Annotated in this window: 19 protein-coding genes; 7 read left to right on the forward strand and 12 right to left on the reverse strand. The window is 69.1% G+C overall.

Features of this window, described 5'->3' with window-relative positions:
- Positions 1–20: 20 nt before the first annotated feature.
- The gene (locus U1H99_RS28585; protein ID WP_323144771.1) at positions 21–728 is read right to left on the reverse strand and encodes a DNA-binding protein; all 708 of its coding nucleotides are present in this window, start codon (positions 726–728) and stop codon (positions 21–23) included.
- A 182-nt stretch (positions 729–910) separates the two neighbouring features.
- Here U1H99_RS28585 and U1H99_RS28590 point away from each other — a divergent pair, with 182 nt between their 5' ends.
- Complete coding sequence (locus U1H99_RS28590; RefSeq protein WP_323144770.1) at positions 911–1,687, forward strand: head GIN domain-containing protein; 777 nt, start codon at positions 911–913, stop codon at positions 1,685–1,687.
- 45 nt (positions 1,688–1,732) lie between these two features.
- On the opposite strand, the gene U1H99_RS28595 is transcribed toward U1H99_RS28590, so the two are convergent.
- The 3 genes from U1H99_RS28595 to purU all read right to left on the reverse strand — a co-directional run bounded on the left by U1H99_RS28595 (position 1,733) and on the right by purU (position 3,826).
- The gene (locus tag U1H99_RS28595; RefSeq protein ID WP_323144769.1) at positions 1,733–2,188 is read right to left on the reverse strand and encodes a copper chaperone PCu(A)C; all 456 of its coding nucleotides are present in this window, start codon (positions 2,186–2,188) and stop codon (positions 1,733–1,735) included.
- A gap of 194 nt (positions 2,189–2,382) precedes the next feature.
- Positions 2,383–2,925 carry a YaeQ family protein gene (locus tag U1H99_RS28600; protein WP_323144768.1) on the reverse strand — a complete coding sequence of 181 codons (543 nt, stop codon included), beginning with the start codon at positions 2,923–2,925 and terminating at the stop codon, positions 2,383–2,385.
- Between the two features lie 31 nt (positions 2,926–2,956).
- Positions 2,957–3,826, reverse strand: coding sequence for a formyltetrahydrofolate deformylase (gene purU, locus U1H99_RS28605; RefSeq protein WP_323144767.1), 870 nt, complete (start codon positions 3,824–3,826; stop codon positions 2,957–2,959).
- Positions 3,827–4,040: 214 nt separating this feature from the next.
- On the opposite strand from purU, the gene U1H99_RS28610 reads away from it, so the two are divergent.
- Both U1H99_RS28610 and U1H99_RS28615 read left to right on the forward strand, forming a co-directional pair.
- The gene (locus tag U1H99_RS28610; RefSeq protein WP_323144766.1) at positions 4,041–4,379 is read left to right on the forward strand and encodes a KGG domain-containing protein; all 339 of its coding nucleotides are present in this window, start codon (positions 4,041–4,043) and stop codon (positions 4,377–4,379) included.
- A 175-nt stretch (positions 4,380–4,554) separates the two neighbouring features.
- Positions 4,555–5,073: a YgjP-like metallopeptidase domain-containing protein gene (locus tag U1H99_RS28615; protein WP_323144765.1), complete on the forward strand. Its 519-nt coding sequence runs from the start codon at positions 4,555–4,557 to the stop codon at positions 5,071–5,073.
- 91 nt (positions 5,074–5,164) lie between these two features.
- Here U1H99_RS28615 and U1H99_RS28620 read toward each other — a convergent pair whose 3' ends face one another.
- From U1H99_RS28620 to U1H99_RS28640, 5 genes are all read right to left on the reverse strand, one after another.
- Positions 5,165–8,296: an efflux RND transporter permease subunit gene (locus tag U1H99_RS28620; protein WP_323144764.1), complete on the reverse strand. Its 3,132-nt coding sequence runs from the start codon at positions 8,294–8,296 to the stop codon at positions 5,165–5,167.
- A 10-nt stretch (positions 8,297–8,306) separates the two neighbouring features.
- The gene (locus tag U1H99_RS28625) at positions 8,307–9,530 is read right to left on the reverse strand and encodes an efflux RND transporter periplasmic adaptor subunit (RefSeq protein WP_323144763.1); all 1,224 of its coding nucleotides are present in this window, start codon (positions 9,528–9,530) and stop codon (positions 8,307–8,309) included.
- A gap of 8 nt (positions 9,531–9,538) precedes the next feature.
- Positions 9,539–10,816, reverse strand: a complete 1,278-nt coding sequence (locus tag U1H99_RS28630) for a TolC family protein (RefSeq protein ID WP_323144762.1) — start codon at positions 10,814–10,816, stop codon at positions 9,539–9,541.
- A gap of 83 nt (positions 10,817–10,899) precedes the next feature.
- Entirely contained in the window at positions 10,900–11,274 is a 375-nt protein-coding gene (locus tag U1H99_RS28635; RefSeq protein ID WP_323144761.1) for a hypothetical protein, read from the reverse strand.
- A gap of 92 nt (positions 11,275–11,366) precedes the next feature.
- The gene (locus U1H99_RS28640) at positions 11,367–11,699 is read right to left on the reverse strand and encodes a YnfA family protein (RefSeq protein ID WP_375341655.1); all 333 of its coding nucleotides are present in this window, start codon (positions 11,697–11,699) and stop codon (positions 11,367–11,369) included.
- A 271-nt stretch (positions 11,700–11,970) separates the two neighbouring features.
- Between U1H99_RS28640 and U1H99_RS28645 the strand changes: the two genes are divergently transcribed.
- The 4 genes from U1H99_RS28645 to U1H99_RS28660 are packed head-to-tail and all read left to right on the forward strand — an operon-like array spanning position 11,971 to position 17,519.
- Entirely contained in the window at positions 11,971–13,251 is a 1,281-nt protein-coding gene (locus U1H99_RS28645) for a hypothetical protein (protein WP_323144760.1), read from the forward strand.
- A gap of 1 nt (position 13,252) precedes the next feature.
- Positions 13,253–13,705 (forward strand): phosphate ABC transporter substrate-binding protein, encoded by a 453-nt coding sequence (locus tag U1H99_RS28650; RefSeq protein WP_323144759.1) that lies wholly within the window; start codon positions 13,253–13,255, stop codon positions 13,703–13,705.
- Complete coding sequence (locus U1H99_RS28655) at positions 13,702–16,404, forward strand: bifunctional diguanylate cyclase/phosphodiesterase (RefSeq protein ID WP_323144758.1); 2,703 nt, start codon at positions 13,702–13,704, stop codon at positions 16,402–16,404. The genes U1H99_RS28650 and U1H99_RS28655 overlap by 4 nt, the downstream gene beginning before the upstream one ends.
- Before the next feature lie 5 nt (positions 16,405–16,409).
- Positions 16,410–17,519: a diguanylate cyclase gene (locus U1H99_RS28660; protein ID WP_323144757.1), complete on the forward strand. Its 1,110-nt coding sequence runs from the start codon at positions 16,410–16,412 to the stop codon at positions 17,517–17,519.
- Here the strand turns inward: U1H99_RS28660 and U1H99_RS28665 are convergent.
- The 3 genes from U1H99_RS28665 to U1H99_RS28675 are packed head-to-tail and all read right to left on the reverse strand — an operon-like array spanning position 17,516 to position 23,870.
- Entirely contained in the window at positions 17,516–19,171 is a 1,656-nt protein-coding gene (locus U1H99_RS28665) for a glycoside hydrolase family 43 protein (RefSeq protein ID WP_323144756.1), read from the reverse strand. The genes U1H99_RS28660 and U1H99_RS28665 overlap by 4 nt on opposite strands.
- The gene (locus U1H99_RS28670; RefSeq protein ID WP_323144755.1) at positions 19,168–20,715 is read right to left on the reverse strand and encodes a glycoside hydrolase family 28 protein; all 1,548 of its coding nucleotides are present in this window, start codon (positions 20,713–20,715) and stop codon (positions 19,168–19,170) included. The genes U1H99_RS28665 and U1H99_RS28670 overlap by 4 nt, the downstream gene beginning before the upstream one ends.
- Positions 20,715–23,870, reverse strand: a complete 3,156-nt coding sequence (locus U1H99_RS28675; RefSeq protein WP_323144754.1) for a TonB-dependent receptor domain-containing protein — start codon at positions 23,868–23,870, stop codon at positions 20,715–20,717. Before U1H99_RS28675 ends, U1H99_RS28670 begins: the two co-directional genes overlap by 1 nt.
- Positions 23,871–24,066: the final 196 nt, after the last annotated feature.

The raw sequence follows: 24,066 nt of genomic DNA on the forward strand, positions 1-24,066 counted from the left end.
AGCTTGATGCCGCGGCAAGCTCAGCGCCGGTTGCGCAGCACATCCAGCTGCGCCCGCACATCCCTGAGTTCCGCCGCCAGGCTGTCGCGCGCGGTCGCCGCGCCGACCAGTTCCATCTCGGCCGCCAGGCGCGCATCGGACAGCGCCGCAGCGGCCGTCACGTTGCGTTCGATCTGGGCACGCAGGTCGGCCAGCTGGGCGTCCTTGCCTTCGATCGCCAGCTGGTCCTTGGCCTTGCCGACCAGCGCATCCATCGCCACCTGCTTGGCGTTGCTCAGCTCGGCCGTCAGGCGCTCGATCGTTTCGTCGCGGTCGGCCAGCTGGGCCAGCATGTCGTCGCGTTCGGCCGACGCCGCCGCCACCTGGCCGCTGAGTTCGGCGCGCGCGGCTTCCAGTTCGTCGCCGGCGTCGATCAGGGACTGCATGTCGTCGCCGGCGCGGGCCAGCGCTTCGCGGTCGGCGGCGCCGGCCTCGTGCGCGAACTGGCGCGCCCAGTCGGCCAGGCCCGCCAGCAGTGCCGGCGGCAGTTCCGCCGCGGGGGCTGACGGGGCCGGCACATGCGCCGCGCGCCAGTCGGCCAGGTGCTTGTAGACGGCGCCCGCCGTCGCCTGCACGCCGTCGGCGTCGAGTGCCGCGCGCACCGCGTCTAGCGTCACCGCCTCGCCCGCGTCCCGCAGCCCGCTTGCCGCTTTTGCCACCTGGTCGAATGTCACTTCTTCGGCTGCCATGTCTGTTCTCTAATCCATCAAGGGTAAATCGGAAGGCTCGTATCATACTGGACGGCGTACCGTTCGCTCCAGCCGGCGGCACTCTGGTGTGGCAATTGCGCACTTCGTCGCAAAGTCCGCGCATGCACCGGGCCGTTTGCCTAGGATGCAAACGTCCAGCCACTTTTCACGGAGATAACAAGATGAACACGACCCGCCCGAACTGCCGCCTGCTCGCCGCCGCCTGCGTCCTCGCCCTCGGTGCCGCTTTTGCCCTCCCTGCCATCCAGGCCCGCGACTGGGACTGGAGCAAGGGAGAACAGGTGCAGGGTAACGGCAACGTGCAGCGCCAGGCGCGCGAGCTGGGGGCTTTCAGCGGCGTCGCGCTGTCGCTGCCGGGCAAGGTCGAGATCCGCAGCGGCAGCCGCGAAGGCATCACGGTCGAGACCGACGCCAACCTGCTGCCGCTGATCGAGACCGTGGTGGAAGACGGCACGCTGAAAATCCGCGCCAAGGGCCACATGATGCCGAAGACGCGCAACCTGAAGTTCATCGTCCAGGCGCGCGAAATCGAGCGGCTGTCGGTGTCCGGCTCCGGCGACATCGACGCCGACGCGGTGCGCGGCGACCGCATGCAGATCGCCATCGGCGGTTCGGGCGACGTCAATGTGCGCAAGGCGGAAGGCGCCGACCTGCGCGCCAACGTCAGCGGCAGCGGCGACCTGCGGGTCGACGAGGGCAGCGTGCGCAGCCTGTCGCTGTCGATCGCCGGCTCGGGCGACGTCGACCTGGCGCGCGTGCGCAGCGACGACGTCAAGGTGAACATCGCCGGTTCGGGCGACGCCAAGGTGTGGGCGCGCAACGAGCTGAACGTGTCGGTCGCCGGTTCGGGCGACGTCGAGTACTACGGCGACCCGCGCGTGCGCAAGTCGGTCGCGGGCTCGGGCGGCGTGCACCGTGCCGGCGGCGACCCGCGCTGACGCTTGGGCCGCCCGGTGGCGGCCCGGTGGCGGCTCAATGCGCGCTCAGTGGCCGCCTTGTGCGCTGTAGGCCAGCGGCTTGACCGGCACGGTCAGGTTGACGCTGTCGCGCTTGCCGTCGGCGCCCTGCACCGTCAGCGTCATCGGCACCTGCTCGCCTTCCTTCAATTGGCGCTTCAGGTCGAGCAGCATGATGTGGTAGCCGCCGGACGCCAGGTTGACGGCCTGGCCGGCCGGCAGGTCGATGCCGTCGACCGCATGCATGCGCATGGTCTGGCCCTGCATTTCCATCTGGTGGATCTCGACGCGGCCGGCGGCCGGGCTGCTGGCGGCCAGCAGGCGCGCCGCCTTGGCGGCTTTCAGCTGCATGAAGGCGCCGGTGGCCTTCTGGGCCGGGACAGTGGCGCGGATCCATGGGTCACTTACCTGGACCTGGGATTGGGCCAAGGCGGCGGTGGACAGCAGGCCGGCGGTGGCCAGCAGGGCGATGCGTTTGAACATGGCGTTACCTGGTGAGTAGTCGAATAGCGTCGTTCCCGGCACTGCCGGAAACGACTTCCCGCGCAGGCGGGAATCCAAGTTTTGCCCGCATATCGGTAGTGCCAGCAACTTGGCCCCCGCCTTCGCGGGGGCGACGTTCATAAGCTAACAAAAACCTCAGCGTGCACGCGGCGATTATAGCGGCTGGGCTGTAATCAGCGCGGCGCCGTCAGCGTCTCGCGCTCCACCTGCACGGTCTCGGTGCCGTCGGTGATCCACACCTGCCCGTCCTGGATCGTGCACTGCAGCTGCATGTTGCGGCTGCACAGGCGCTCGAGGGCGGCGCTGGTCTCGGGCAGGATGTTGATGATGGTGATCTTTCTGGCGCGCTCGATCTTGCTGGCGAGCTGCTTGAACCAGATGTGGCTGGTAGCGCTGTAGCTGTACACGATCACCTGGTTGGACTGGCCGCTGGCCTTCATCAGGCGGCGTTCGTCGGGCTGGCCGACTTCGATCCAGGTGTCGATGGCGCCGGTCAGGTCCTTCAGCCACAGGGCCGGTTCCTCGACGTCGAACAGGTCCTTGCCGAAGGTGAGCGCCGGGTCGGCGTGCAAGGCAAAGGCGAGCAGGCGGATCATCACGCGCTCGTCGGTTTCCGAAGGATGGCGCGCGATGGTGAGCGCGTGCTCCTGGTAGTAGTTGCGGTCCATGTCCGCAATGTTCAGGTCTGCCTTGTAGATCGTTGCTTTCAGGGCCATCGGGTGCTAGCTGCTTTCTATATATTGGGGTTCAGCTGAACACGACGGTCTTGTCGCCGTTCAGCAGGATGCGGTGTTCCACGAACCACTTGACCGCGCGTGCCAGCACGACGCTCTCGACGTCGCGTCCGATCGCCGTCAGCTCATCCACGCTCATCGCGTGGTCGACCCGCTCGACGTCCTGCTCGATGATCGGGCCCTCGTCCAGGTCGCCGGTGACGAAGTGGGCGGTGGCGCCGATCAGCTTCACGCCGCGCTTGTGGGCCTGGGCATACGGACGCGCTCCCTTGAAGCTGGGCAGGAAGGAATGGTGGATGTTGATTGCCCTTCCCTTCAGTGCCTGACACAGTTCCGGCGACAGGATCTGCATGTAGCGCGCCAGCACGACCAGGTCGATGCGGTGGGTGTCGAGCAGTTCGATCACGCGCGCTTCCTGGGCACGCTTGGCCGATTCGCTGGCACCGGCCTCGAGCGGCAAGTGGTGGAAAGGGATATTGTAACTGGCCGCGAGCTGGTAGAACTCCATGTGGTTGGAAACGATCGCCGGAATCTCCACCGGCAGCAGGCCGCTGCGGTAGCGGAACAGCAGGTCGTTCAGGCAGTGGCCGATCTTCGACACCATCAGCATCACACGCGGCTTGCGTGCGGTGTCGTGCAGCTCGCCCTTGGCATCCAGGTTCGCGCACAGGGCGTCGAAGCCGGCGCGCAGCGCGGCATCGCTCACGCTCGCGTCTTCCAGCGCGAAGTGCACGCGCATGAAGAACAGCTTCGATTCGGCGTCGCCGAACTGGTCGGAATCGATGATGTTACAGCCATGTTCGGCCAAAAAGCCCGAGACCCGCAGCACGATGCCGCGCTGATCGAGGCAGGACAAGGTCAGGATATATTCAGGATACGCCATGAGAAGAGCCCGTTAGGGCAAGCAAAATGTCGGGCTGGACATTGTCGCACGTATTGCCAATAGAGCACTTCCGGATCGTGGCGCTGTCCCTGCCGTTTTTTGGTGCGCCGCCCCCAAGCCGGCGGAACTATCGCATCCCCTGCCTCTCTAAACGCACGAGCGCATCCATGACGCTCGGGTTTGATTGTTCACCGACAGGCACAAGGAGATCGATATGGCGACAAGCAAGGACGGCGGCAAGAGCGCTGCAGGCTCGGGCGGCAGCGAGCAGAAAAGCCAGCCTGCCAAGCGCGGTTTCGCAGCGATGGACCAGAACCAGCAGCGTCAAATCGCCAGCAAGGGTGGCCAAGCCGCCCACCAGAAGGGTACGGCGCACGAGTTCGACTCGGAAGAGGCGCGCCGCGCCGGCCAGAAAGGCGGGGAAGTGGTCAGCCGCAACCGCGCCCACATGGCCGACATCGGCCGCAAGGGCGGGGAAAGCCGGCAATCGGCCAACCGCGCCGCAGCAGCGGCCAAGCCCGGCAACCGCCAGGGCAACAGCAAGGAGGAATAAGGCAAGCATCGACCAGCAGCCCCGTTGTCCTTATCCATCATCCGCATCATCTTGATCATCTGAACCGGGATCGTCCGCGCCGCTCGTCACCGGGCGCGGTCTTCCCATCGCATCCTGGACGCCAACACCTTCGCCACCTTGTGCTAGAGTGCGCTTTTATCCGCATTCTCCGTCCGTGTCCTCCCCCGCCCACCTGAAATACCTCGGCGCCTATCCCGAGCACCTGCTGGTCCAGGTCCGCCGGCTGATCGACGACGACCGCCTGGCCGATCACCTGCGCCAGCGCTACCCGGACGCCCACGCCATCCGCACCGACAAGGCCTTGTACGGCTACGTGCAGGACCTGAAGGACGAATACCTGCGCAACGCCGATCCGGTGACCAAGGTCGAATACGACAGCAAGATCGCCATCGTGCAGCAGGCGCTCGGCCTGCACACGCAGATCTCGCGCGTCCAGGGCGGTAAATTGAAAGCCAAGCGCGAGATCCGCATCGGTACCGTGTTCCGCGACGCCCCGCCCGCATTCCTGCGCATGATCGCCGTGCACGAGCTGGCGCACCTGAAGGAAAAGGAACACGACAAGGCTTTCTATAAGCTCTGCTGCTGGATGGAGCCGGACTACCACCAGCTCGAATTCGACGTGCGCCTGTACCTCACCCAGCTCGAGCTGGGTGGGGACAGGCTGTGGGCTTAGAGCGTCTAACAAAGCCTTCAGGGCAAGGCGCGGCGTCGAAGACAGTACGCTAGTACGGCGAGACGCCGCAACGCTGTCATGAAGGCTTCTGTTAGGCGCTCTTAGTTTCCTTCCGGTGCGCCCATGCGTACAACGCGGGCAAAATAAGTAGGGTCAGCGCCGTCGACGACAGAATCCCGCCGATCACCACCGTCGCCAGCGGCCGCTGCACCTCGGCCCCGGTGCTGGTCGCCAGCGCCATCGGCAGGAAGCCGAGCGAGGCAACCAGCGCCGTCATCAGCACCGCCCGCAGGCGCACCTGCGCCCCTTCGCGCATCGCCTGCTCCGGCCCCATGCCCTGCTCGCGCAGCGCGCGGACAAAAGAGATCATCACCAGGCCGTTCAGCACCGCCACCCCGGACAACGCGATGAAGCCGATCGCCGCCGAGATCGACAGCGGCAGGCCGCGCAGCCACAGCGCCAGCACGCCGCCGCTCATCGCGAACGGGATGCCGCTGAAGACCAGCAGGCCGTCCTTGACGCTGTTGAACATCAAATAGAGCAGCGCGAACACCAGCGCCAGTGCCGCCGGGATCACCAGCGCCAGGCGCCGGCTGGCGGTCTGCAGGTTCTCGAACTGCCCGCCCAGGCCCAGCCAGGTGCCCGGCGGCAGCTTCACGTGCGCCAGCCGCGCCTGCACGTCGCCGACGAAGGAACCGAGATCGCGCCCGCGCACGTTGGCACTGACGACGATGCGGCGCTTGCCGTTCTCACGGCTGATCTGGTTCGCCTCGGGCACGAAATCGAGAGTGGCAATCTCCGACAGCGGGATGCTGGCCGCCGGTCGCCCCGCCACTGCCGGCAGCGCAACCGGCATGCGGCGCAGGACGTCGATGTCGTTGCGCTGACCTTCCCCAAGCCGGATCGTGAGCGCGAAGCGGCGGTCGCCCTCGAACACGGTGCCGGCATCGCGGCCGCCGACCAGCGCGCCGAAGGTATCCTGGACGTCGGCCACGTTCAAGCCGTAGCGCGCGGCCCGGGCGCGGTCCACCCTCAGCGTCAGCGCCGGCAAGCCTTCGACCTGCTCGACCTTGACTTCGGTGGCGCCCGGCACCTCGTTCAGCACCCGCGCCACCTGCTGCGCGGTAGCCGCCATCGCCGCCGGATCGTCGCCGAACACCTTGACGGCGACGTCGCTGCGCACGCCGGAAATCAGTTCGTTGAAGCGCAGCTGGATCGGCTGCGAGAACTCGTAGTTGTTGCCCGGGATGCGCCCCGCTGCTTCCGTGATGGCGGCAACCAGCTCGGCATGGCTCTTGCGCGGCGCCGGCCAGTCGCGCTCGGGACGCAGGATGATGTAGCTGTCGGCGGCGTTCGGCGGCATCGGATCGGTCGCCACCTCGGCCGTGCCGATGCGCGCGAACATGCGCTCGATTTCCGGGAACTGCTGCAACAGCGCGCTTTCCAGGTGCTGCTGCATCGCCACCGACTGCTGCAGGCTGGTACCCGGGATGCGCATGGTCAGCACGGCGAGGTCGCCCTCGTCCAGGTTGGGGGCGAACTCGATGCCCAGGCGCGTCGCCAGCATCCCGGACAGCAGCACGGCCAGCACCGCAAAGGCGAGCGCCACCGGGCGGTTGCGCAGCACTCGGTCCAGCAGCGGCAGGTAGAGGCGGCGTGCGCCGTGCACCAGCCGGTTCTCGTGCTCGGCCACTTTCCCGCGCACGCACAGCGCCACCGCCGCCGGCACGAAGGTCACCGACAGCAGCATCGCCGCCGCCAGCGCCATCACCACCGTGATCGCCATCGGGTGGAACATCCGGCCCTCGACCCCGGACAGGGCAAAGATCGGCAGGTAGACGGTGATGATGATCAGCTGGCCGAACAGCAGCGGACGACGCGCCTCGGCCGCCGCCGCGGCAACTTCGGCAAAGCGCTCCTCTCGCGTCAACAGCCGTCCGTGCCGGGCCTGGGCCGCGCCCAAACGCCGGATACAGTTCTCGACGATCACCACGGCGCCGTCGACGATGATGCCGAAGTCGAGCGCGCCCAGGCTCATCAGGTTGGCGCTGACCCCGGCCTGCACCATGCCCGTGAACACCATCAGCATCGACAGCGGAATCACCAGCGCCGTCACCAGCGCCGCGCGCAGGTTGCCGAGGAAAAGGAACAGGATCGCAATCACCAGCACCGCCCCTTCGAGCAGGTTGCCGCGCACCGTGGCGATGGCCTTGTTGACGAGCACCGAGCGGTCGTACACCGGCAGCGCCTGCACCCCGGCCGGCAGCGAACGGTTCACCTGCGCCAGTTTCAGGCGTGCAGCCTCGGCCACGGCGCGGCTGTTCTCGCCGATCAGCATGAACACCGCGCCCAGCACCACTTCGCGCCCGTTCTCGGTGGCGGCACCGGTACGCAGCGCGCGCCCCGGCTCGACCGCGGCGACGTCGCGCACCCGCAGCGGCATGCCGTCGGCCAGCGCCAGCACGATGTCGCGGATCTGGTCGAGCGATTGCACCTGGCCCGGCGCGCGCACCACGAACTGCTCGCCGCCGCGCTCGATGTAGCCGGCGCCGGCGTTGGTGTTGTTGCGCTCGAGGGCGTCGTGCAGCGCGCCCAGCGACAGGCCGTGCGCCGCCAGCTTGTCCATGTCGGGCGCCACCTGGTATTCCTTGAGGTGGCCGCCGATGGTGTTCACCTCTGTCACACCGGGCACGCCGCGCAGCTGGGGCGCGACGATCCAGTCCTGGATCTCGCGCAGGTCAGCCGGGGTGTACGGCTTGCCGTCCGGCTTGCGCGCGCCCTCCTTCGCTTCGACGGTCCAGTAGAAGATCTCGCCCAGGCCAGTGGCGGTCGGGCCCAGCCCCGGTTCGACGCCGTCCGGCAGGCGCGCGCGCGCCTCCTGCAGACGCTCGTTCACCAGCTGGCGCGCGAAATAGATGTCGGTGCCGTCCTTGAACACCACCGTCACCTGGGACAGCCCGTACTTCGACAGCGAGCGCGTGCCCTCCAGCCGCGGCAGGCCGTTCATCACGCTCTCGATCGGGAAGGTGATGCGCTGCTCGGCTTCGAGCGGCGAGTAGCCGGGGGCGGCGGTGTTGATCTGCACCTGCACGTTGGTGATGTCGGGCACGGCGTCGATCGGCAGGCGCCCGTAGTTATACACGCCGAGGCCGCCCAGGCAGGCCACGGCGAACAGCACCAGCCAGCGCCGGGCGATGGCGAATTCGATGAGTTTCTGGAACATGGTCGCTCGCTCAATCCTCGTGTTCGGCTTCGCCCTTGCCGAGATCGGCCTTGAGCAGGAAGCTGCCGGCGGTGGCATACGGGATGCCGGCCGCCAGGCCGTTGATGATTTCGGTGCGCTTGCCGTCGGTGCGGCCCAGGGTGACGGCCTGGGCGCGGAAACCGCCCGTGGTGCGCACGAACACCACCGGGCGCTCGTGGACGGTCTGGACCGCATCGCTGGACACCGTCACCGCCACGGTCGACGCCGGTCCCAGCAGGTCGACGCTGGCCAGCATGCCGGGCCGCAGCGCACCCTGGGGGTTCGCCAGCACGATGCGCGCCGTGGCCATGCGCGAGGTTTCGCCCAGCACCGGGGCGACCAGGTCGACCTTGCCCTCGATCGGCTGCGGCCGGGTGCCGATGCTGACCTGGGCCGCCATGCCGGTGCCGACCTGGCCCAGGCTGCCCGCCGGCACCGCCGCTTCGACCCACACCTGCGACAAATCGGCGATCGTCAACAGCGGCTTGCTGTCGTCGACGGCCTGGCCGGCCACCGCCGGCTTGTCGACCACCACGCCGTCCAGCGGCGCGCGCACCGTCAGCGCGCTCGATATGCCATCGCGGGCGGCGTCGATACCCAGGGCATCGAGCCGCTGGCGCGCGGCCTGCACGGCGATCCCGGCTTCCTTCAGCGCGGCGTCGGCGGCGTCGAGGTCCTGGCGCGCCGAGATGCGCTGTTCCCACAGGCTTTTCTCGCGCTCGTAGGTCGTGCGTGCCAAGGCCTGGCGCTGGCGCGCGGCCACGAGTTCGGCGCGCCACTGCGCCACCGCCGGACTGCGGATCACGGCCAGGGCCTGGCCCTTGCGCACCGCGCTGCCGACCGATACCGCCACCGATTGCACGATGCCCTGGGCCGGCGCCGCCAGCGCCACGGTGCGCTCGGCATTCGCCGCGATCCGGGCAGGCAGGTGCAGGCGTTCGCCGATCAGCGCCGGGCGCGCGCTGTCGATGGCGATGCCGTTGGCCTTGACCTGGGCGTCGCTCATCGCGACCACGCGGTCGTCGGCATCGGCGCCGGCGTCGGCGGGCGGGCCGCCCTCCGAAGGGTGGCGATCGTCGTGGCCGTGGGAATCCTGATGGGCGTCGTGGCCTGCGCCGGCGGGTGCTGCCGGTTGGCGCCACAGCATCAGGGCGGCCAGCACGGCGGCGACCGCGCACATCAGCGCGATCGTCCATTTCTGTTTATTCGTCATGTTCGTTCTCATTCGGATGGGTCGTCGGCGCCGGCCAGGCGCTCGATGTCGGCATAGGCGTTCCAGGCCGCCAGCAGCGCGCCGGCCCGGCGCACGCGCGCCTGGAACCAGGTGCGCTGGGCGTCGAGCACGTCAAGGAAGCCGAACTTGCCGGCTTCGAAGCCGCGCAGCGTCAGCGTCCAGGCACTGTAGGCGTGGGGGATGGCGTCGCGCTGCAGCAAGGTGGCTTCGTCGCGGGCGGCGGCGTAGCGGGTCCAGGCGGCGTCGAGGTCGGCGCCGGCCGCGCGCTCGGCGGCGGCCAGCTCGTCGCGCGCCTTGTCGGTACGGCGCAGCGCTGCCGCCAGGCGGCCATCGTTGCGGTCGAACAGCGGCAGCGGCACCGATACGCCGAACACCGCCTGCCTGCGCCCGGCCGTGCGCAGTTCCGGCTCATCCTCGCGTTGGCTGCCGAGCGTGATCGTCAGGTCGGGCACCCGCGCCGCGCGCTCGACCCCGGCCTGCGCTTCCTGCGCCGCCAGCTGGCCGCGGGCGCGCACCACCGCGCCGCTGCCAGGCACGCGCGCCTGCAAGGCCGGCCGCGGCGGCGGTGCGGGCAGCGCATCGGCGGCGCCATCCAACGCGGTGGACGGCGGCGCGGCGCCGACCAGTGCGCCCAGCCGGGCGCGGGCGACGTCCAGTTCGGCCCGGGCGCGGGTCAGTTCGGTGGCGGCATCGACCGCGCCGAGGCGGGCCCGGGTCTCGTCGATCGGCGACACCTTGCCGGCCGCGACCCGCCGGGCGACCACGTCGACGCTGCGCTGCGCCAGTCCGGCCAGTTCCTGGGCCAGCGCCTGGCTGTCCTGCGCCACCAGCACCGTGTACCAGGCGGCAATGACGTCGGCGCGGATGGCACGCCGGCGCAGCGCCAGCTCGCTGCGCGCGACATCGGCCTCGCTGCGCGCCAGCGCAATGCGGGCCTGGCGCTTGCCGCCCAGCTCGATCGGCTGGCTGATCTGCACGGTGGTGCTTGGGGCGCCGGCCTGCTGGCCTTCGCGCAGCCAGGAAAGTACCGGGTTGGGAATCTTGCCGGCCTGGCCGACGGCGGCGTCGCTGGCCGCCACCTCGTGGCCGGCGGCGCGTACGGCCGGCTGCTCGAGGGCGCGCCGGATCGCGTCCGCCAGCGTCAGCGGCGCAGCAAGGGCTACCGTGGGTGCGGGCTGTGCAGTGCTTGCACCAGGTAATGCAAAAAGAAATGCGAAAAGAAATGCGGCAGGCATGCGCGCCGGCCGCATGGATCGAGGGTCCATGATCTGCTCCTGATAACGATGTCGTTCAGGCGCGCAGGCGGGCGCGGGCCTCGCGGCTCGCGGAAAAAGGAAAAACCTGCGCGCTACTCAGTGGCGGCGGCAGGCCATTTGGGACGTTCGGGACGCGCCGCGGACAGCGAGTCGCGCAAGGACGGGACGGCGGCGACGGCCGGCCCATGATGCGGCCGGACCGGGATCACGCCGGCCTCGGAAGGCAACGTCAGGATGTGGCCGAACATGCAGGCCGGACAATGCGGGTCGGCCATCGAGGGGCCGTCGTCGTCGGCCAGGAACACTGGTTCCGGCACGGCAGCCCAGCCGTCGTCCAGCATCGTCACCGTCTGCGCCACGTGGTGGGTCACGCCGGCGGCGGTCGTCACGCAGCACTTGTCCGCCATCGCCAGGGCAACCTGGAATGGATAGACCAGCAGCAGGAGAATGAGGACCCAGCGGCGCATCGGGGTGGTTGGCGGTTAGTGGTTGAGCTGACGTGATTGAATGCTGGCGCAATGATACCTGCAATCGGCGCCGCGGGGGATGTTCATGGCGCTCAGCCGCTGCGGCCCCAGCCCGACACGATGATCGCCATGCCGCACAGGGCCACCGCCGCCCCCGCCCAGTCGCGCGTGGTCAGCGCGACGCTGTCGACGAACCGCAGCCAGCCCAGCGCGGTGGCCACGTACACCCCGCCGTAGGCCGCATACACGCGTCCGCTGGCCGCCGGGTGCAGCGTCAGCAGCCAGACGAACAGCGCCAGGCTGGCCGCGGCCGGCACCAGCAGCCATGCCGGGCCGCCCTTGCGCAACCACAGGTAGGGCAAAAAACAGCCGAGGATTTCGGCGATGGCGGTCAGGATGAACAGCAGGCCGGTCTTCAGTATCAATTCGCATTCCGGTTGGCGTGGACAGGCCAGCATCATAACCGCCCGGCGTCAGACACCGATATAGTTACCTATACGCAACAATATTTTACAAATTGCATAACAGTCATCCGAAATCCTCGACTTTCCTGTAGGCTACGTTTACAGTCAAGGGTCGCGCACACTCGTGCGCCCGGCCTGCCCTGTCCCAGCAGGCCGCCAATGCGCACTCCGTTCCGGCCATCCATGAACCATGCTGGCCGCGAAGAGGCAGGGCCTACGTAGAAACCAGCACATGCAGCAGCCATTTCGTCGTCACTTCCTGACCTTTACCGGGCTCGCGCTCGGCCTGATGACCGGTGGCGCCGCCCATGCCGAGGATGGCGCGGGCGCGCCGTCCGGTGTTTCCCCGTCCTTGTCGCCGTCCTTGTCGGTATCCGGCTTCGGCACGGTCGGCCTGGTCCATTCCAGCGCCAGCCACGCCGACTTCACCTCGTCGGTACTGAAGAAGAACGGTGCCGGCGCCAGCGGGCGCTGGAGCCCCGACGTCGACACCCGCCTCGGCCTGCAGCTCGACCTGGCGCTGAGCAAGCGCTGGTCGGCGGTCCTGCAGGTGGTCAGCGAACAGGACCTGGACAACAGCTACCGCCCGCGCGTGGAATGGGCCAACATCAAATACCAGGTGACCCCGGAACTGGCGCTGCGCGTGGGCCGCATGGCGCTGCCGATGTTCCTGGCGGCCGAATACCGCAAGGTCGGCTACATCTACCCGTGGGTGCGCCCGCCGGTGGAAGCCTACGGCTCGATGCCGTTCACCAGCGGCGACGGTGCCGACATCAACTACAGCTGGAGCCTGGGGCCGCTGCGCAACGTGTCGCAAGTGTTCTACGGTTACGCCGACATCGGCCTTGGCAAGCCGCGGCGCGCCTATGGCCGCCACATTACCGGCCTGGCCCATACCAGCGACTGGGGCGCGCTCAGCGTGCGCGCCAGCGTGATCGACACCGAAGCCACGACCGACATCGCAGGTGAACTGTTCCAAGCCTTCGACGCCTTCGGCACGGCCGGCGCCGCGATCACGCGCGCCTATGCGATCGACCACAAGCGCTTCACCGTCGCCAGCCTCGGCGTCAACTACGATCCCGGCCGCTGGTTCGCGATGGCCGAAGCCAGCCGCACGCTCACCCACTCGCTGCTGGGCGCGACCCGCAGCATGTATGCCAGCGCCGGCTGGCGCCAGGACAACTTTACCCCATACCTCACCTGGTCGCGCGTGCACGCCGCCAGCGCCACCAGCGACCCGGGCCTGCCGCTGGCCGGTTTGCCGCCCGCGCTGGCGGCCCGCGGCGCGGCCCTGAACCAGCTCCTCAACGGGATACTGGGCACCATCCCCGAACAGACCTCGAGCAGCGCCGGCGTACGCTGGGACCTGCGCACCAACATGGCCCTCAAGCTGCAGTACGACCGCGTCACGCCGCGCCGCGGTTCACGCGGCACCCTGATCAACCCGACGCCCGACTTCGTGTCCGGTCGCACGACCCATGTCGCCAGCGTCGCCCTCGACTTCGTGTACTGACATGCGCCTCATCAAGCTATTCCGTCACGCCGCCGCCGCCGCGCTCCTGCTGCCGGCCCTGGTGTGCGGCGCGAACGCGCCCGCCTCAGCCGCCGAGCTGGTGGTGATCGTGTCCGCCAAAAGCGCGTTGACGACGCTGCGCGCCGACCAGGTGGCGGCGATCTTCCTCGGCCAGAGCGCGCGCTTCCCGGACGGCACCGAAGCGGCGCCGCTCGACCAGCGCCTCGGCACCCCGCTGCGCGACGAGTTCTACCTGCGCATCACCAATAAAACTCCGGCGCTGCTCAAGGCCTGGTGGTCGAAAATGGTGTTCACCGGGCGCGGCCAGCCGCCGCTCGAAGCGCCCGACAGCATCGCGGTGCGGCGCTGCGTGGCCGACAGGGCCGACACCATCGGCTACATCGACCGCGCCGCGCTCGACCCGAGCGTGCGCGCCGTGCTGGTGGTGCAATGATGCGTGCCCGCTCCTGGTTCGGGCGCCTGCTCGAGACCCATTTCGTGCTGCCGCTGTTTGCCCTGCTGCCGCTGGCCGCGATCTGGATCTCGACCTTCCACTTCATCGACGCCGAACGCAGCACCGCGGAAAACACCGCGCGCGACGCCGTGCATGAACTGGTCGAGACCTACGAAGCCCAGGTGGCGCGCAACCTGAACGCGATCGACCAGACCCTGAAGGTGATCAAGTACGCGGTGCAGGTGGACGGTCCCGCCGGGGCGCTGCCGGCGCTGCGCCGCCAGGGCCTGCTGCCGCCCGGCCTGGTGTTCGCGGTGGCGATCGCCGACCGCGACGGCCGCATCGTCGCCAGCAATCCGGACCGCCCGCTGCACGAGGTCGCGCACGAGCCCTGGTTCACCGTGCACCGCGACGGCGGCGCCCAGCCCTTCGTCAGCCGCACCGGGGGCACGCCGGAAGAACCGCACCTGCGTTTCACGCGCCGCATCGAGGCTGCCGGCGGCGGCTTCGGCGGCATCGCCATCGTCGACGTCGACCCGGCCTATTTCACCAGTGCCTACGAACGCTCGCGCCAGGGCGAGCAAGGCCTGCTGGCGCTGGTCGGCAGCGACGGCGTCACGCGCGCGCAGCGCGTCGGCGAACGCCTGTCCTGGGGCCGGACGATCAACGTCGACGCCATCGAGGCAGACGCCAGAGGCGCCGACGTGACGATGCCCGACGGCGTGGCGCGCTGGCTCAGCGTGCGCCGCCTGCACGGCTTCCCGCTGGCGGCGGTGGTCGGCCTGTCCGGGGCCGAACAGATGGCCGAATTCGAGCAGCGCCGCGCCAATTACCTCACAGCGGCGTTGGCCGGCAGCCTGTTGCTGGTAGTGCTGGCCGGCCTGGTCAGCGCCTGGTCGTGGCAGCTGGCCAAGGCGCGCCGGCGCGAACGGCAAGCCCACGAGACCTATGCGGCCGCCTCCGAGGCCAGCCTGGACGCGATCTTCGTGCTGCGCTGCGTCTACGGCGCGGACGGCGCCGTGAGCGACTTCACGGTCGAGGAAACCAACCGCCCGGGCGAGGCGCTGACCGGCTACGCCAGGAACGTGATGAGCGGCCGCTGCCTGTCGGAGCTGATGCCGTCGTACCTGGGCAACGGCATCTTCGACGAGCTGGCGCGCGTGGCCGTGCACGGCGGCGTGGCCGAGGGCGAATGGCAGGCGGTAACGCCGCCGGCCACCGGCCGCTGGCTGCAGCGCCAGGTGGTGCAGGTCGAGAACGGCGTGGTGGCCACGGTGCGCGACATCACCGAGCGCAAGCTGACCGAAGACCGGATCCGCCACCTGGCCCACCATGACGAGCTGACCGGCCTGCCCAACCGCACCCTGATCCGCGACCGTCTGGAAGAGGCGATGCGCAAGGCGCGCGAGGAAGGCGGCTGCCTGGCACTGGCCTTCGTCGACCTGGACGGTTTCAAGCTGGTCAACGACGGCCTCGGCCACAACGCCGGCGACGCGCTGCTGCAGGCGATCGCGGCGCGCATGTCGGGCTGCCTGCGCGGCGGCGACACGCTGGGCCGCCTGGGCGGCGACGAGTTCGTGATCCTGTTGCCCGACGTGAGCGACAGCGCGCAAGCCCTGAACCCGCTGCTGGAAACTATCCGCGACGCGGTCGGCGCGCCGGTGCTGGTCGACGGCCAGGCGGTGCAGGTCGGCTGCAGCATGGGGGTGGTGATGTACCCGCGCGACGGCGCCGACCCCAAGACCCTGATGATGAATGCCGATGCCGCGATGTACCGCGCCAAGGACCTGGGCAAGAACAACTTCCAGTTCTATACGCGCGAGATGAACGCCAGCCTCGAGGAAAAGCTGGTGCTGATGGAAGGCCTGCGCCAGGCGCTTGACGCCACGCTGGCGGCCGAGGCCGCAGGCCAGGGCAGCCCGGACGGCAACGGCTTCCACCTGCTATACCAGCCAAAGATCGACCTGCGCAGCGGCCGCCTGTTCGGGGTCGAGGCGCTGATCCGCTGGCACCATCCGGAGCATGGCATCGTCTCGCCGGCGCGCTTCATCGGCCTGGCCGAGGAGTCGGGCCTGATCGTCGCCATGGGCGAATGGGTGCTGCGCACCGCGTGCCGGCAGGCGCAAGCCTGGCTGCAGGACGGTATGGAATCCTTTACCGTGTCGGTCAACGTCTCGGCGCGCCAGTTCGAGGAAAAGCACCTGGTCGGACGCGTCGCCGCGGCGCTGCAGGCATCCGGACTGCCGCCCGGCGCGCTCGAACTGGAAGTCACCGAGAGCCTGCTGATGCGCGACCTGAACGGCGCCCTCGGCCGCATGGAAGAACTCAAGGCGATGGGCGTGTCGCTGTCGATCGACGACTTCGGCACCGGCTATTCGAGCCTGTCGGCGCTGAAGTCGTTCCCGATCAGCACCCTCAAGATCGACAAGTCCTTCGTGCGCGACCTGGCCGACAGCCCGGACGACCAGGCGATCGCGCTGGCCGTGATCTCGCTCGGCCACCGCCTCGACCTGCGGGTGATCGCCGAGGGCGTCGAGACCGAGGAACAGCGCGACTTCCTGCGCGCCCACGAGTGCGACGAGATGCAGGGCTACCTGTTCAGTCCACCGGTACCGGCGCAGCGCATCGCCGCGCTGCTGCATGACCAGCCGGGGGGCCTGCCCAGGCCAAGCCCGCCGCCCGCAAAACTGGTAGCATGAACGCCATGCGCCCCACGACACAGACCCGCTTCACGATTGCGCGCCTGCTGTTCGGGGCGGATCCCAAGCTGCACCGGATGCTGCAGTACTGGGCGGCGACGGCCGTGCTGTATGGCTTTTTCCTTTTCCTGTTCTACAACCAGCGGATCGCCGCCGCATCGCAGGCGGTCGATGCGCTGGCGCTGTACACCGGCGGCGGCATCGCCGCCTTCTACCTGCTGGTGCGCGCCAGCGGCGTGCTCGGCCTGAAACCCACCACGCTGGCGGTGGCGCAGGGCCTGTTCGGCATCGGCTGCAACATGTGGGCGTATTCGATCGCCGGCCCGCTGCGCGGCACCACGCTGATGGGTCTGATGGTGGTGGTCGTATTCTGCACCTTCGCGCTGCGCCCGCGCCAGACCCTGGCGCTGGCCTTCGCCGGCCTGTCCGGCATGGGCCTCACCATGTGGTGGCACCAGGCCCACGATCCGCTGCATTATCCGCCGGCGGTGGAAGGCGTGACCTTCGCGATCATGGCGGCCTGCTCGCTGGCGGTGACCTTCCTCACCGGCGAGATGACCAAGCTGCGCGCGCGCCTGACGCGCCAGCGCGAGGAGCTGGCAACAGCGCTCGACACCATCCGCAAGCTGGCCACCGTCGACGAACTGACCGCGCTGGCCAACCGCCGCCACATGAACGAGGTGCTGGCGGCCGAGGAACGGCGCCAGCCCGCCGCCGGCGGCGCCGGCACCTGCATCGCCCTGCTCGACATCGACCACTTCAAGCAGATCAACGACCGCCACGGCCATGCCGCCGGCGACGCCGTGCTGCGCAGCTTCGCGGCCGCGCTGCGCGACGGCCTGCGCGACGGCGACGTGGTGGCCCGCTGGGGCGGCGAGGAATTCCTGCTGCTTCTGCCGGACACCGGCGCCGAGCAGGCGGCGGCGCTGCTGGAACGTATCCGCCTCGACGTCGCCGCGCTCGCCGTGGCCGGCCTGGACGGGCTGCGCATCGCTTTCTCGGGCGGCCTGTGCGTGCGCGCCGCCGGCGAGTCGTTTGCTGACACCATCAATCGCGCGGACAAGGCGCTGTACCGCGCCAAGTCCGCCGGGCGCGACCGGGTGGTGGCCGACTAGCGCGGCTGTGCCACCCGCACCCAGTCGACGTCGACGTAGTTCTGCTCGATGCGATGCCCGGCCTCCGCGCTTTTCGGCGCATCGGTTTCCGCCTTGATATAAGTGAACAGGGCCGGCCGGCTGCCCTTCCACCATGAAAAAGGCGCCAGCGGGATCGCCGGACCGACGTCGACAAAGTGCGCGCGGCGCTCTGCCGAAGCGTCGGGCGCCCAGGCGAACTGGACGTCTTGGGCGGCGCTCACCGTGGCGCGCAACAGGATCGCCTTGCCCTCGACGCGCGCCACACGGGTTTCTTCACCGGCATTGGCCCAGGCGAGGAAATTCGCCTGGCCCTCGCGGACGATGCCGATCCAGGGCACCTTGACGCCGAACAGCGCCAGTCCGGCGCGCTGCTGCTCGCCGAGTCCGCCGAGTTCGAGGCGCGCCGTGACCTGCGAGGCCGGCCCCTGCAGCACCTGGGTCAGCACGTTGCGCGCCCCGACCAGGTAGCGTGCCTGGCCGGCTTCGAGGCGCAGGTAGCCGGGCCGCTGCGCCAGGCTCCAGCGCGCGTCGTCCGGATTGTGGTTCCAGGACCACTGCAAGCCGAGCCGCCCGCTCGAGAATTCGTCGCTGTCCTGCAGGCGCTCGCTCGACGGTGCGGCGCCGGTATCGGGCATGGCCCCGCCGGCCACCGGCAGCCCCGCAGTGCCATCGTCTGCCGGTGCGCCGATCACCGGCCAGTCGTCGCGCCACACCAGCGGCTGCAGGTGGCCGATACGGCCAAAGGCGCCGGTGCTGTCGAAGTGGACGAACCAGCCCTGGCCGGACGGCGTCTCGACCCAGCCGCCCTGGTGCGGCCCATCCAGCCCGTTCCCCGGCAACAGCACCTTGCGCTGCTCCCAGGGCCCGTCCAGCCGGCGCGCGCGCAGCACCGCCTGCGGCCCGGTGCTCACGCCGCCGATCGGCGCGAAGATGTAGTAATAGCCGTTGCGCTTGTACAGCTTCGGCCCTTCCAGCACCGGCAGGTTGACCTTGTCCTCGACGATGGTCTTGCCGGCGTCGAGCACGCGGGTGCCGTCCGCGCTCATCGCATGCAGCACCAGCGGGCCGGCGCCGACCTTCGAATGGACCAGGTACGCCTTGCCGTCGTCGTCCCAGAACGGACACGGGTCTTCGTAGCCGGCGCCGGGCAGCACCGCGACCGGCGCGCTCCACGGACCGGCGGGGTCAAGCGCGCTGCTCATGAAGATGCCCTCGTCGGGCGTGGCCCAGTACACGTAGAAGCGGCCGCCGTGATGGCGGATCGACGGCGCCCACACGCCGCCGGCGTAGCGCTGGCCGCTGCCGACCGGCTTCGAGATGGCGTCGGTCAGGCTGTAGGGCGGCACCATGTCGTAGGCGGGGTGGAACGGCAGGCGCGGCAGCACGTGCCCGGCGATGCGCCAGTGCACCAGGTCGGTCGAGTGCAATACCGGGATGCCGGGCGCGAAGTGGAAGCTGGAGGCGACCAGCCAGTAATCCTTGCCGACGCGGATCACGTCCGGGTCCGAATAGTCGGCGTACAGGATCGGGTTGCGGTAGCCGGCGGCGGCCTGGACGGCCCCGCCCTGGGCGGCGTGCGAGAACGCGCCGGCGAGCAGGCAGGCACCCAGCAGTGCCGAGAGGGTCTTCATTCTTTGCATGGGCGGGAAGGATCGTTTGTCGTGGTGCGCAGCGGCAGCAGCATCGGGCGCGGGTCGCCGCCCGGACTGCGGAAGCGCACCCGCGCCAGGCTCAGGCCGCGCACGTCGCGCGTCCACAGGCCGTAGGCCGGCATCACCGCCGAGAACATGTGCGGGTCCGGGTAGTCGGCGCGCGCTTCCGGGATGGCGTCGGCACGCGCCGCCGGCGTGATGGCGGCATCCATCGCCACGTCGACGTCGCGCAGCAGCACGTCCTCGATCGGGCGTTCCGGCAGGCCGGTGAAGAAGGAACCGCGCACGCCATTGTCGTCGCCTTTGACGCGGTCGAACACCAGCCGGCGCAGGCGCCCGGCCGGCGGCCGCGGCTGGCCGGGCATGACGCGGCCGCGGTCGCCCAGGCGCAGGAACAGCGGGCTCTCGGCGCGCACGATATGGGCGTCGTGCACCAGCACGCGCTCGATCGTGTTGCCGTCCACCGACTCCCAGGAGATGCCGCCGTCGGCCTTGCGCCGCTTCAGCGCGCGCATCTCTTTCGACGGTCCGCCCACCTCGACGTGGCGCACCAGCACGTTGCGGAAGTCGCCCTGCGAATCGGTGCCGAACTTCAGCGCATTGCAGGTGCTGTACAGGCGGCAGCGCTCGACCAGCACCTGCTCCATCGGCCGTCCGCCGGCGCCCTTGAAGCACAGGGCGTCGTCTTCGGCGCTGATGAAGCAATCGCGCACGATGACGCGGCGGCAGCCGTCGATGTCGAGGCCATCGTTGTTGTGGTTGGCCTGGTTCTCAACGTGGATGCGCTCGACCAGCAAGTCCTCGCAGTTCAGGTAGTTCTGCATCCAGCACGGCGAATCGCGCATCCGCACATCCTGGATCACGACCTGGCGGCAGTCGAGCATGCGGATCAGGAAGGGCCGGCCCGGCGTGGCGCCGATGGTTTCCTCGCCCGGGAAGTTGTCATGGGTGCCGCGCCCGTCGATCGTGCCCTTGCCGCGGATGCCGACCCGCTCGCAGCCTTCGGCAAAGATCAGCGACTGGTGCATGCCCATGTTGCTGTCCATGACCGTGGGCCGGCGCGCACGCCGCTCGGGGTAGTCCTTGAGATCGGTGCTGGCCAGCAGGCGCGCGCCCTCCCCGATTTCCAGCATCACCCCGGAACGCAGGTCGATCGTGCCGCTGACGTAGTCGCCGCCGGCCAGTCGCACCACGCCGCCGCCGGCGGCCGCACAGGCATCGACGGCGCGCTGGATCGCGCCGGTGGCGAGGATGCCGGGTTGGCGCCCGTAGTCCTCGGGCCGGAACACCCGTGATGGTACCGGCCAGGGACGCAGGCTGCGCGTCAAATCCTGCGCCATCGCATCGAGGTCGCGCCGCAGCGCATCGGCCCAGCCGGGACCCGGGCCGCAATCCGCTGCCGCCGCCACGGGCCGCGGCCACGGTGCGGTGAGTACCGCAGCGGTCGCGGCGCCCAGTACCATGCCCAGCCGGCGCCGGCGCGGGTTTGCCGGCGCATCCACATCCATCGTCGGCCTCTTCATCACAGCTTGACGTTGAGGGTGACGAAGAAGGACCTGCCGAGCGTGTCGTAGGTTGCCGGCACCGTGTTATTCGACGGCAGCTGCGAGGAGCCGAGGATGGGCGGGTCCTTGTCCAGCACGTTGCGCACGCCGCCCAGCAGGTTCACCGTGCGGTTGAATTCGTAGCCGGCGGTCAGGTCGAGGTAGGTGTAGCCCTTGATCTTGGGATTGGTCAGGCTGTCCAGCGCCGGCGGGTTGGCGGCCAGCGCATAGGTGTCGACCGTGACGCCGCCGGTGTAGCGGGCGCGCGCCGACAGCAGCAGCGGGCCGGTCTTCATGCTGACGCGCGCCGTGCCCTTCCAGCGCGGCACCGGCTGGCCGCAGGTGGCGCCCCAGGTGCCGACGCAACGGTTCTTCAGGTCCGGCAGTTCCTGGATCGGCGTGAAGGTCAGCTCGTCGGTGAAGGTCCAGTTGGTGTCGAGGTTCCACTGCATGTCGGAGCCATAGCCGCGACCGGCCCAGCCCTGGCTGGTGCGGAAGCCGTAATGGGCCGCGAGGTCGACACCGCGCGTGAGGATGCCGCCGATGTTGGCGGCGGTCGTGGTCACATAGGTCGGGGCCGCGATCTGGCCGGTGATCGGGTCGCGGTTGATGGCGCGGCAGTACACGCTGGCCGCGTTCTGGATCGTGTTGTAGCACAGGTTGAGCACCGATTGCACGCCGCCGCCGCCGAGGGTCGAGATGGCATCGTTGACGGTGATCCGGTAGAAGTCGGCGCTCATCTGCAGGCCGCGCACGGCGGTCGGCATGTACACCACGCCAACGGTGGTGGTGTGCGAGTCTTCGGCGTGCAGTGCCGGGTTGCCGCCGACGACCTGGGTGATGAAATTGGTCGGCTGGACCGAGGCGTCGAACACGCGGCCGGCCGGCACACCGGTGGCCTCGCACAGCGCGCGCACGGCGGCGGTCTGCTGGGCCAGCGGGGCACGGTTCGAGCACGGGTCGGTGGCGCTTGGGCCGTTGGTGCCCTGCCCGCCGAACAGCTCGCCGACATTGGGCGCGCGGATCGACTTCTGCTTCTGGGCGCGGAAGGTCAGCGAGCGCACCGGTGCCCATTCCGAGCCGATCGAACTGGTCCAGACCTTGCCGACCGAGGCGATGTCGTAGTCGGAACGGCGGAAGGCGCCGCTGACGCTCAGGCTCTTGGCGAAGGGTTGGTCGGCCAGCAGCGGCACGCGCACCTCGCCGAAGATTTCCTTGACGGTGGTCGAGCCGCGCGTGGCGCGCGCCGCGTTCCAGCCCGAGACGTCGCCCGAGGCCAGGAACACGTCCGGGTTGTACTCGCTATAGGAATAGCGGCGCTCCAGCCCCGTCGAGAAGTCGACCGCGCCGGCCGGCAGCTCCATCAACTGGCCGGTGAGGTTGGCGGCGGCCACGTTCTGCTCGGCCAGGATGGTCGATTTCGAGGACACCGCGATGGCGTTGCCCGACGCCTGGGTCAGGTTCTGGCCGAACGGGTTCAGCACCGGCGCCGCGCCGTTCTGCGACAGGATCGCATTCTGGAAGCGGCTGAGCGAAATCGAGCCGCCCTGGTCCTGGGTCTCCTTGGTGCGCGCACGGGTGGCGTAGACGTCGTAGCGCAGGTCGCGCAGGTAGCTGCCGGAGACGTCCGGCAGCGTGCCGCGCAGGCCGAGGGCGATGCGGTACACCTGGTGGTCGGTGTCGGCCACGCGCCCGCCGAGGTCCGAGAAGCGGCGGTTGTAGTTCAGCACCGCCAGGCCGTCGCCAGGCACCGTGGTGATCGACGAGGTGCCGTTGGTGACGCGCGTGGTGCCGCTCTCGCGCAGGTCGAGCTGGCGCAGCACTTCCTTCATCGGCGCGCTCAGGTAGGGGTTGTTGGTGTTGAACAGGAAGTTGCCGCTGGCGCTGGTCGGTCCGATCTGGACGTTGGCCGTGTTGCTGCTGAAGTGCGCCTCCATGTAGCCGATGGCGCGTTCATGGAAATCGTAGTGGGCGAATGCATTGCTCATCCAGCGCTTCTGCGGCGTGACCATGTACGACAGCGGGCCGAGGTCGTAGGCGTCGCCGGGCGCCACGTAGGGGCGGACGGTCTTGCCGGTGGGGTCGAACACGGCGCCGAGCGTGCCCATGCCCTGCAGGCCGGCCGCGATCAGGGCCGCGTTCAGGGCCGGGTTGCTGGCGGCGGAGCCGACCAGCGGCAGGTTACCGATGCGCCCGTTCGGCACGTTCGAGGAGCCGCTGTAGATGAGGCCGGGCCGGCCGCCGGCGCCCTGGCAGGTCTGGCCGGACGGCACCGTCAGCGGCGTGCCGGGACCGGTGGCCGACCAGGAATCCGCGGTGACGCAGCCGTCGCCCAGCGAAGGCAGCGCCCAGCCGCCGCGCTCGCCCCGGGTGAAGCCTTCGCGGTTCATGTAGTTCAGCGAGAACACGACGTTGCCCTTGCCGCCGCCGAAATTCCCGCCCACCGTCAGGTCGAGGCTGTTGGTCGGGGTGCGGGTCGGCTGGTCGGCCGTGTGCTGGGCGTTGATTTCCACGCCTTCGAAATTGTCGCGCAGGATGAAGTTGACCACGCCGGAGATCGCATCCGAGCCGTACACCGCGGACGACCCGCCGGTGACGGTTTCGACGCGCTTGACCAGCGCCGAGGGAATCGTGTTGATGTCGGTCGTGAAGTCGGGACCGGTGATGGCGAAGCGGCGGCCGTTGACCAGCACCAGGTTACGGGTCGGTCCCAGGTTGCGCAGGTTGAGCGTCGAGGTGCCCGAGGGCTGGCCCGGCTGCACGGTGTTGGCGGTCGGGCTGCTCAACTGGTTGGCCGTGAATTGCGGCGTGTCCGACAGCATGACTTCGAGGTTCTGGGTGCCGCTCAGCTGCAGTTCCTGCTGGTCGACCGTGGTGACTGGGGTCGGCGCCAGGAAACCGCGGTTGATCAGGCGGGTGCCGGTGACGACGACCTTGTTCTGTTCGCCCGTCACGGCCGGCCTGGTGTCGGCGGCCGGCGCATCGGTGGTGGCAGTGGCAAGGTCGGGCGGCGGTGCCGCAGTCTGCGCGCTGGCCTGGCAGCCGAGGTTGGCCGCGATCAGCATGGCCGACAGCGAGCCTGCGCGCCTGGCTCGGCTGCGCGCTCCAGAGTGCTTGCGATGATTGGTTTTCATTGTGCGATCCTTTTATTAGGGGCTTCGTCTCCATCAAATCGATGGTAGGCAGGTGCGTGAAAACCGGTCAATCGGCGAGCGCTCACCGGGATGACCAAAACGAGATGTGGTCAAAAACGTGATCGCAATGTCGAAATCCGTATCGCAGGGCCGCGTTATGATTGCTTGCGTACAACAATCAATCATGGAAACGCCG

It is taken from the genome of Massilia phyllosphaerae, from assembly GCF_034659755.1.
Taxonomy (GTDB): Bacteria; Pseudomonadota; Gammaproteobacteria; order Burkholderiales; family Burkholderiaceae_D; genus Telluria; species Telluria phyllosphaerae.

Excerpts from the sequence above, each read along its gene's own strand:
- U1H99_RS28665 (WP_323144756.1), bottom strand. The coding sequence starts at position 19,171 with ATGAAGACCCTCTCGGCACTGCTGGGTGCCTGCCTGCTCGCCGGCGCG.
- U1H99_RS28620 (WP_323144764.1), bottom strand. The coding sequence starts at position 8,296 with ATGTTCCAGAAACTCATCGAATTCGCCATCGCCCGGCGCTGGCTGGTG.
- U1H99_RS28595 (WP_323144769.1), bottom strand. The coding sequence starts at position 2,188 with ATGTTCAAACGCATCGCCCTGCTGGCCACCGCCGGCCTGCTGTCCACC.
- U1H99_RS28670 (WP_323144755.1), bottom strand. The coding sequence starts at position 20,715 with ATGAAGAGGCCGACGATGGATGTGGATGCGCCGGCAAACCCGCGCCGG.
- U1H99_RS28650 (WP_323144759.1), top strand. The coding sequence starts at position 13,253 with ATGCGCCTCATCAAGCTATTCCGTCACGCCGCCGCCGCCGCGCTCCTG.
- U1H99_RS28590 (WP_323144770.1), top strand. The coding sequence starts at position 911 with ATGAACACGACCCGCCCGAACTGCCGCCTGCTCGCCGCCGCCTGCGTC.
- U1H99_RS28660 (WP_323144757.1), top strand. The coding sequence starts at position 16,410 with ATGCGCCCCACGACACAGACCCGCTTCACGATTGCGCGCCTGCTGTTC.
- U1H99_RS28600 (WP_323144768.1), bottom strand. The coding sequence starts at position 2,925 with ATGGCCCTGAAAGCAACGATCTACAAGGCAGACCTGAACATTGCGGAC.
- U1H99_RS28645 (WP_323144760.1), top strand. The coding sequence starts at position 11,971 with ATGCAGCAGCCATTTCGTCGTCACTTCCTGACCTTTACCGGGCTCGCG.
- U1H99_RS28625 (WP_323144763.1), bottom strand. The coding sequence starts at position 9,530 with ATGACGAATAAACAGAAATGGACGATCGCGCTGATGTGCGCGGTCGCC.
- U1H99_RS28610 (WP_323144766.1), top strand. The coding sequence starts at position 4,041 with ATGGCGACAAGCAAGGACGGCGGCAAGAGCGCTGCAGGCTCGGGCGGC.
- U1H99_RS28630 (WP_323144762.1), bottom strand. The coding sequence starts at position 10,816 with ATGGACCCTCGATCCATGCGGCCGGCGCGCATGCCTGCCGCATTTCTT.
- purU (WP_323144767.1), bottom strand. The coding sequence starts at position 3,826 with ATGGCGTATCCTGAATATATCCTGACCTTGTCCTGCCTCGATCAGCGC.
- U1H99_RS28635 (WP_323144761.1), bottom strand. The coding sequence starts at position 11,274 with ATGCGCCGCTGGGTCCTCATTCTCCTGCTGCTGGTCTATCCATTCCAG.
- U1H99_RS28675 (WP_323144754.1), bottom strand. The coding sequence starts at position 23,870 with ATGAAAACCAATCATCGCAAGCACTCTGGAGCGCGCAGCCGAGCCAGG.
- U1H99_RS28585 (WP_323144771.1), bottom strand. The coding sequence starts at position 728 with ATGGCAGCCGAAGAAGTGACATTCGACCAGGTGGCAAAAGCGGCAAGC.
- U1H99_RS28655 (WP_323144758.1), top strand. The coding sequence starts at position 13,702 with ATGATGCGTGCCCGCTCCTGGTTCGGGCGCCTGCTCGAGACCCATTTC.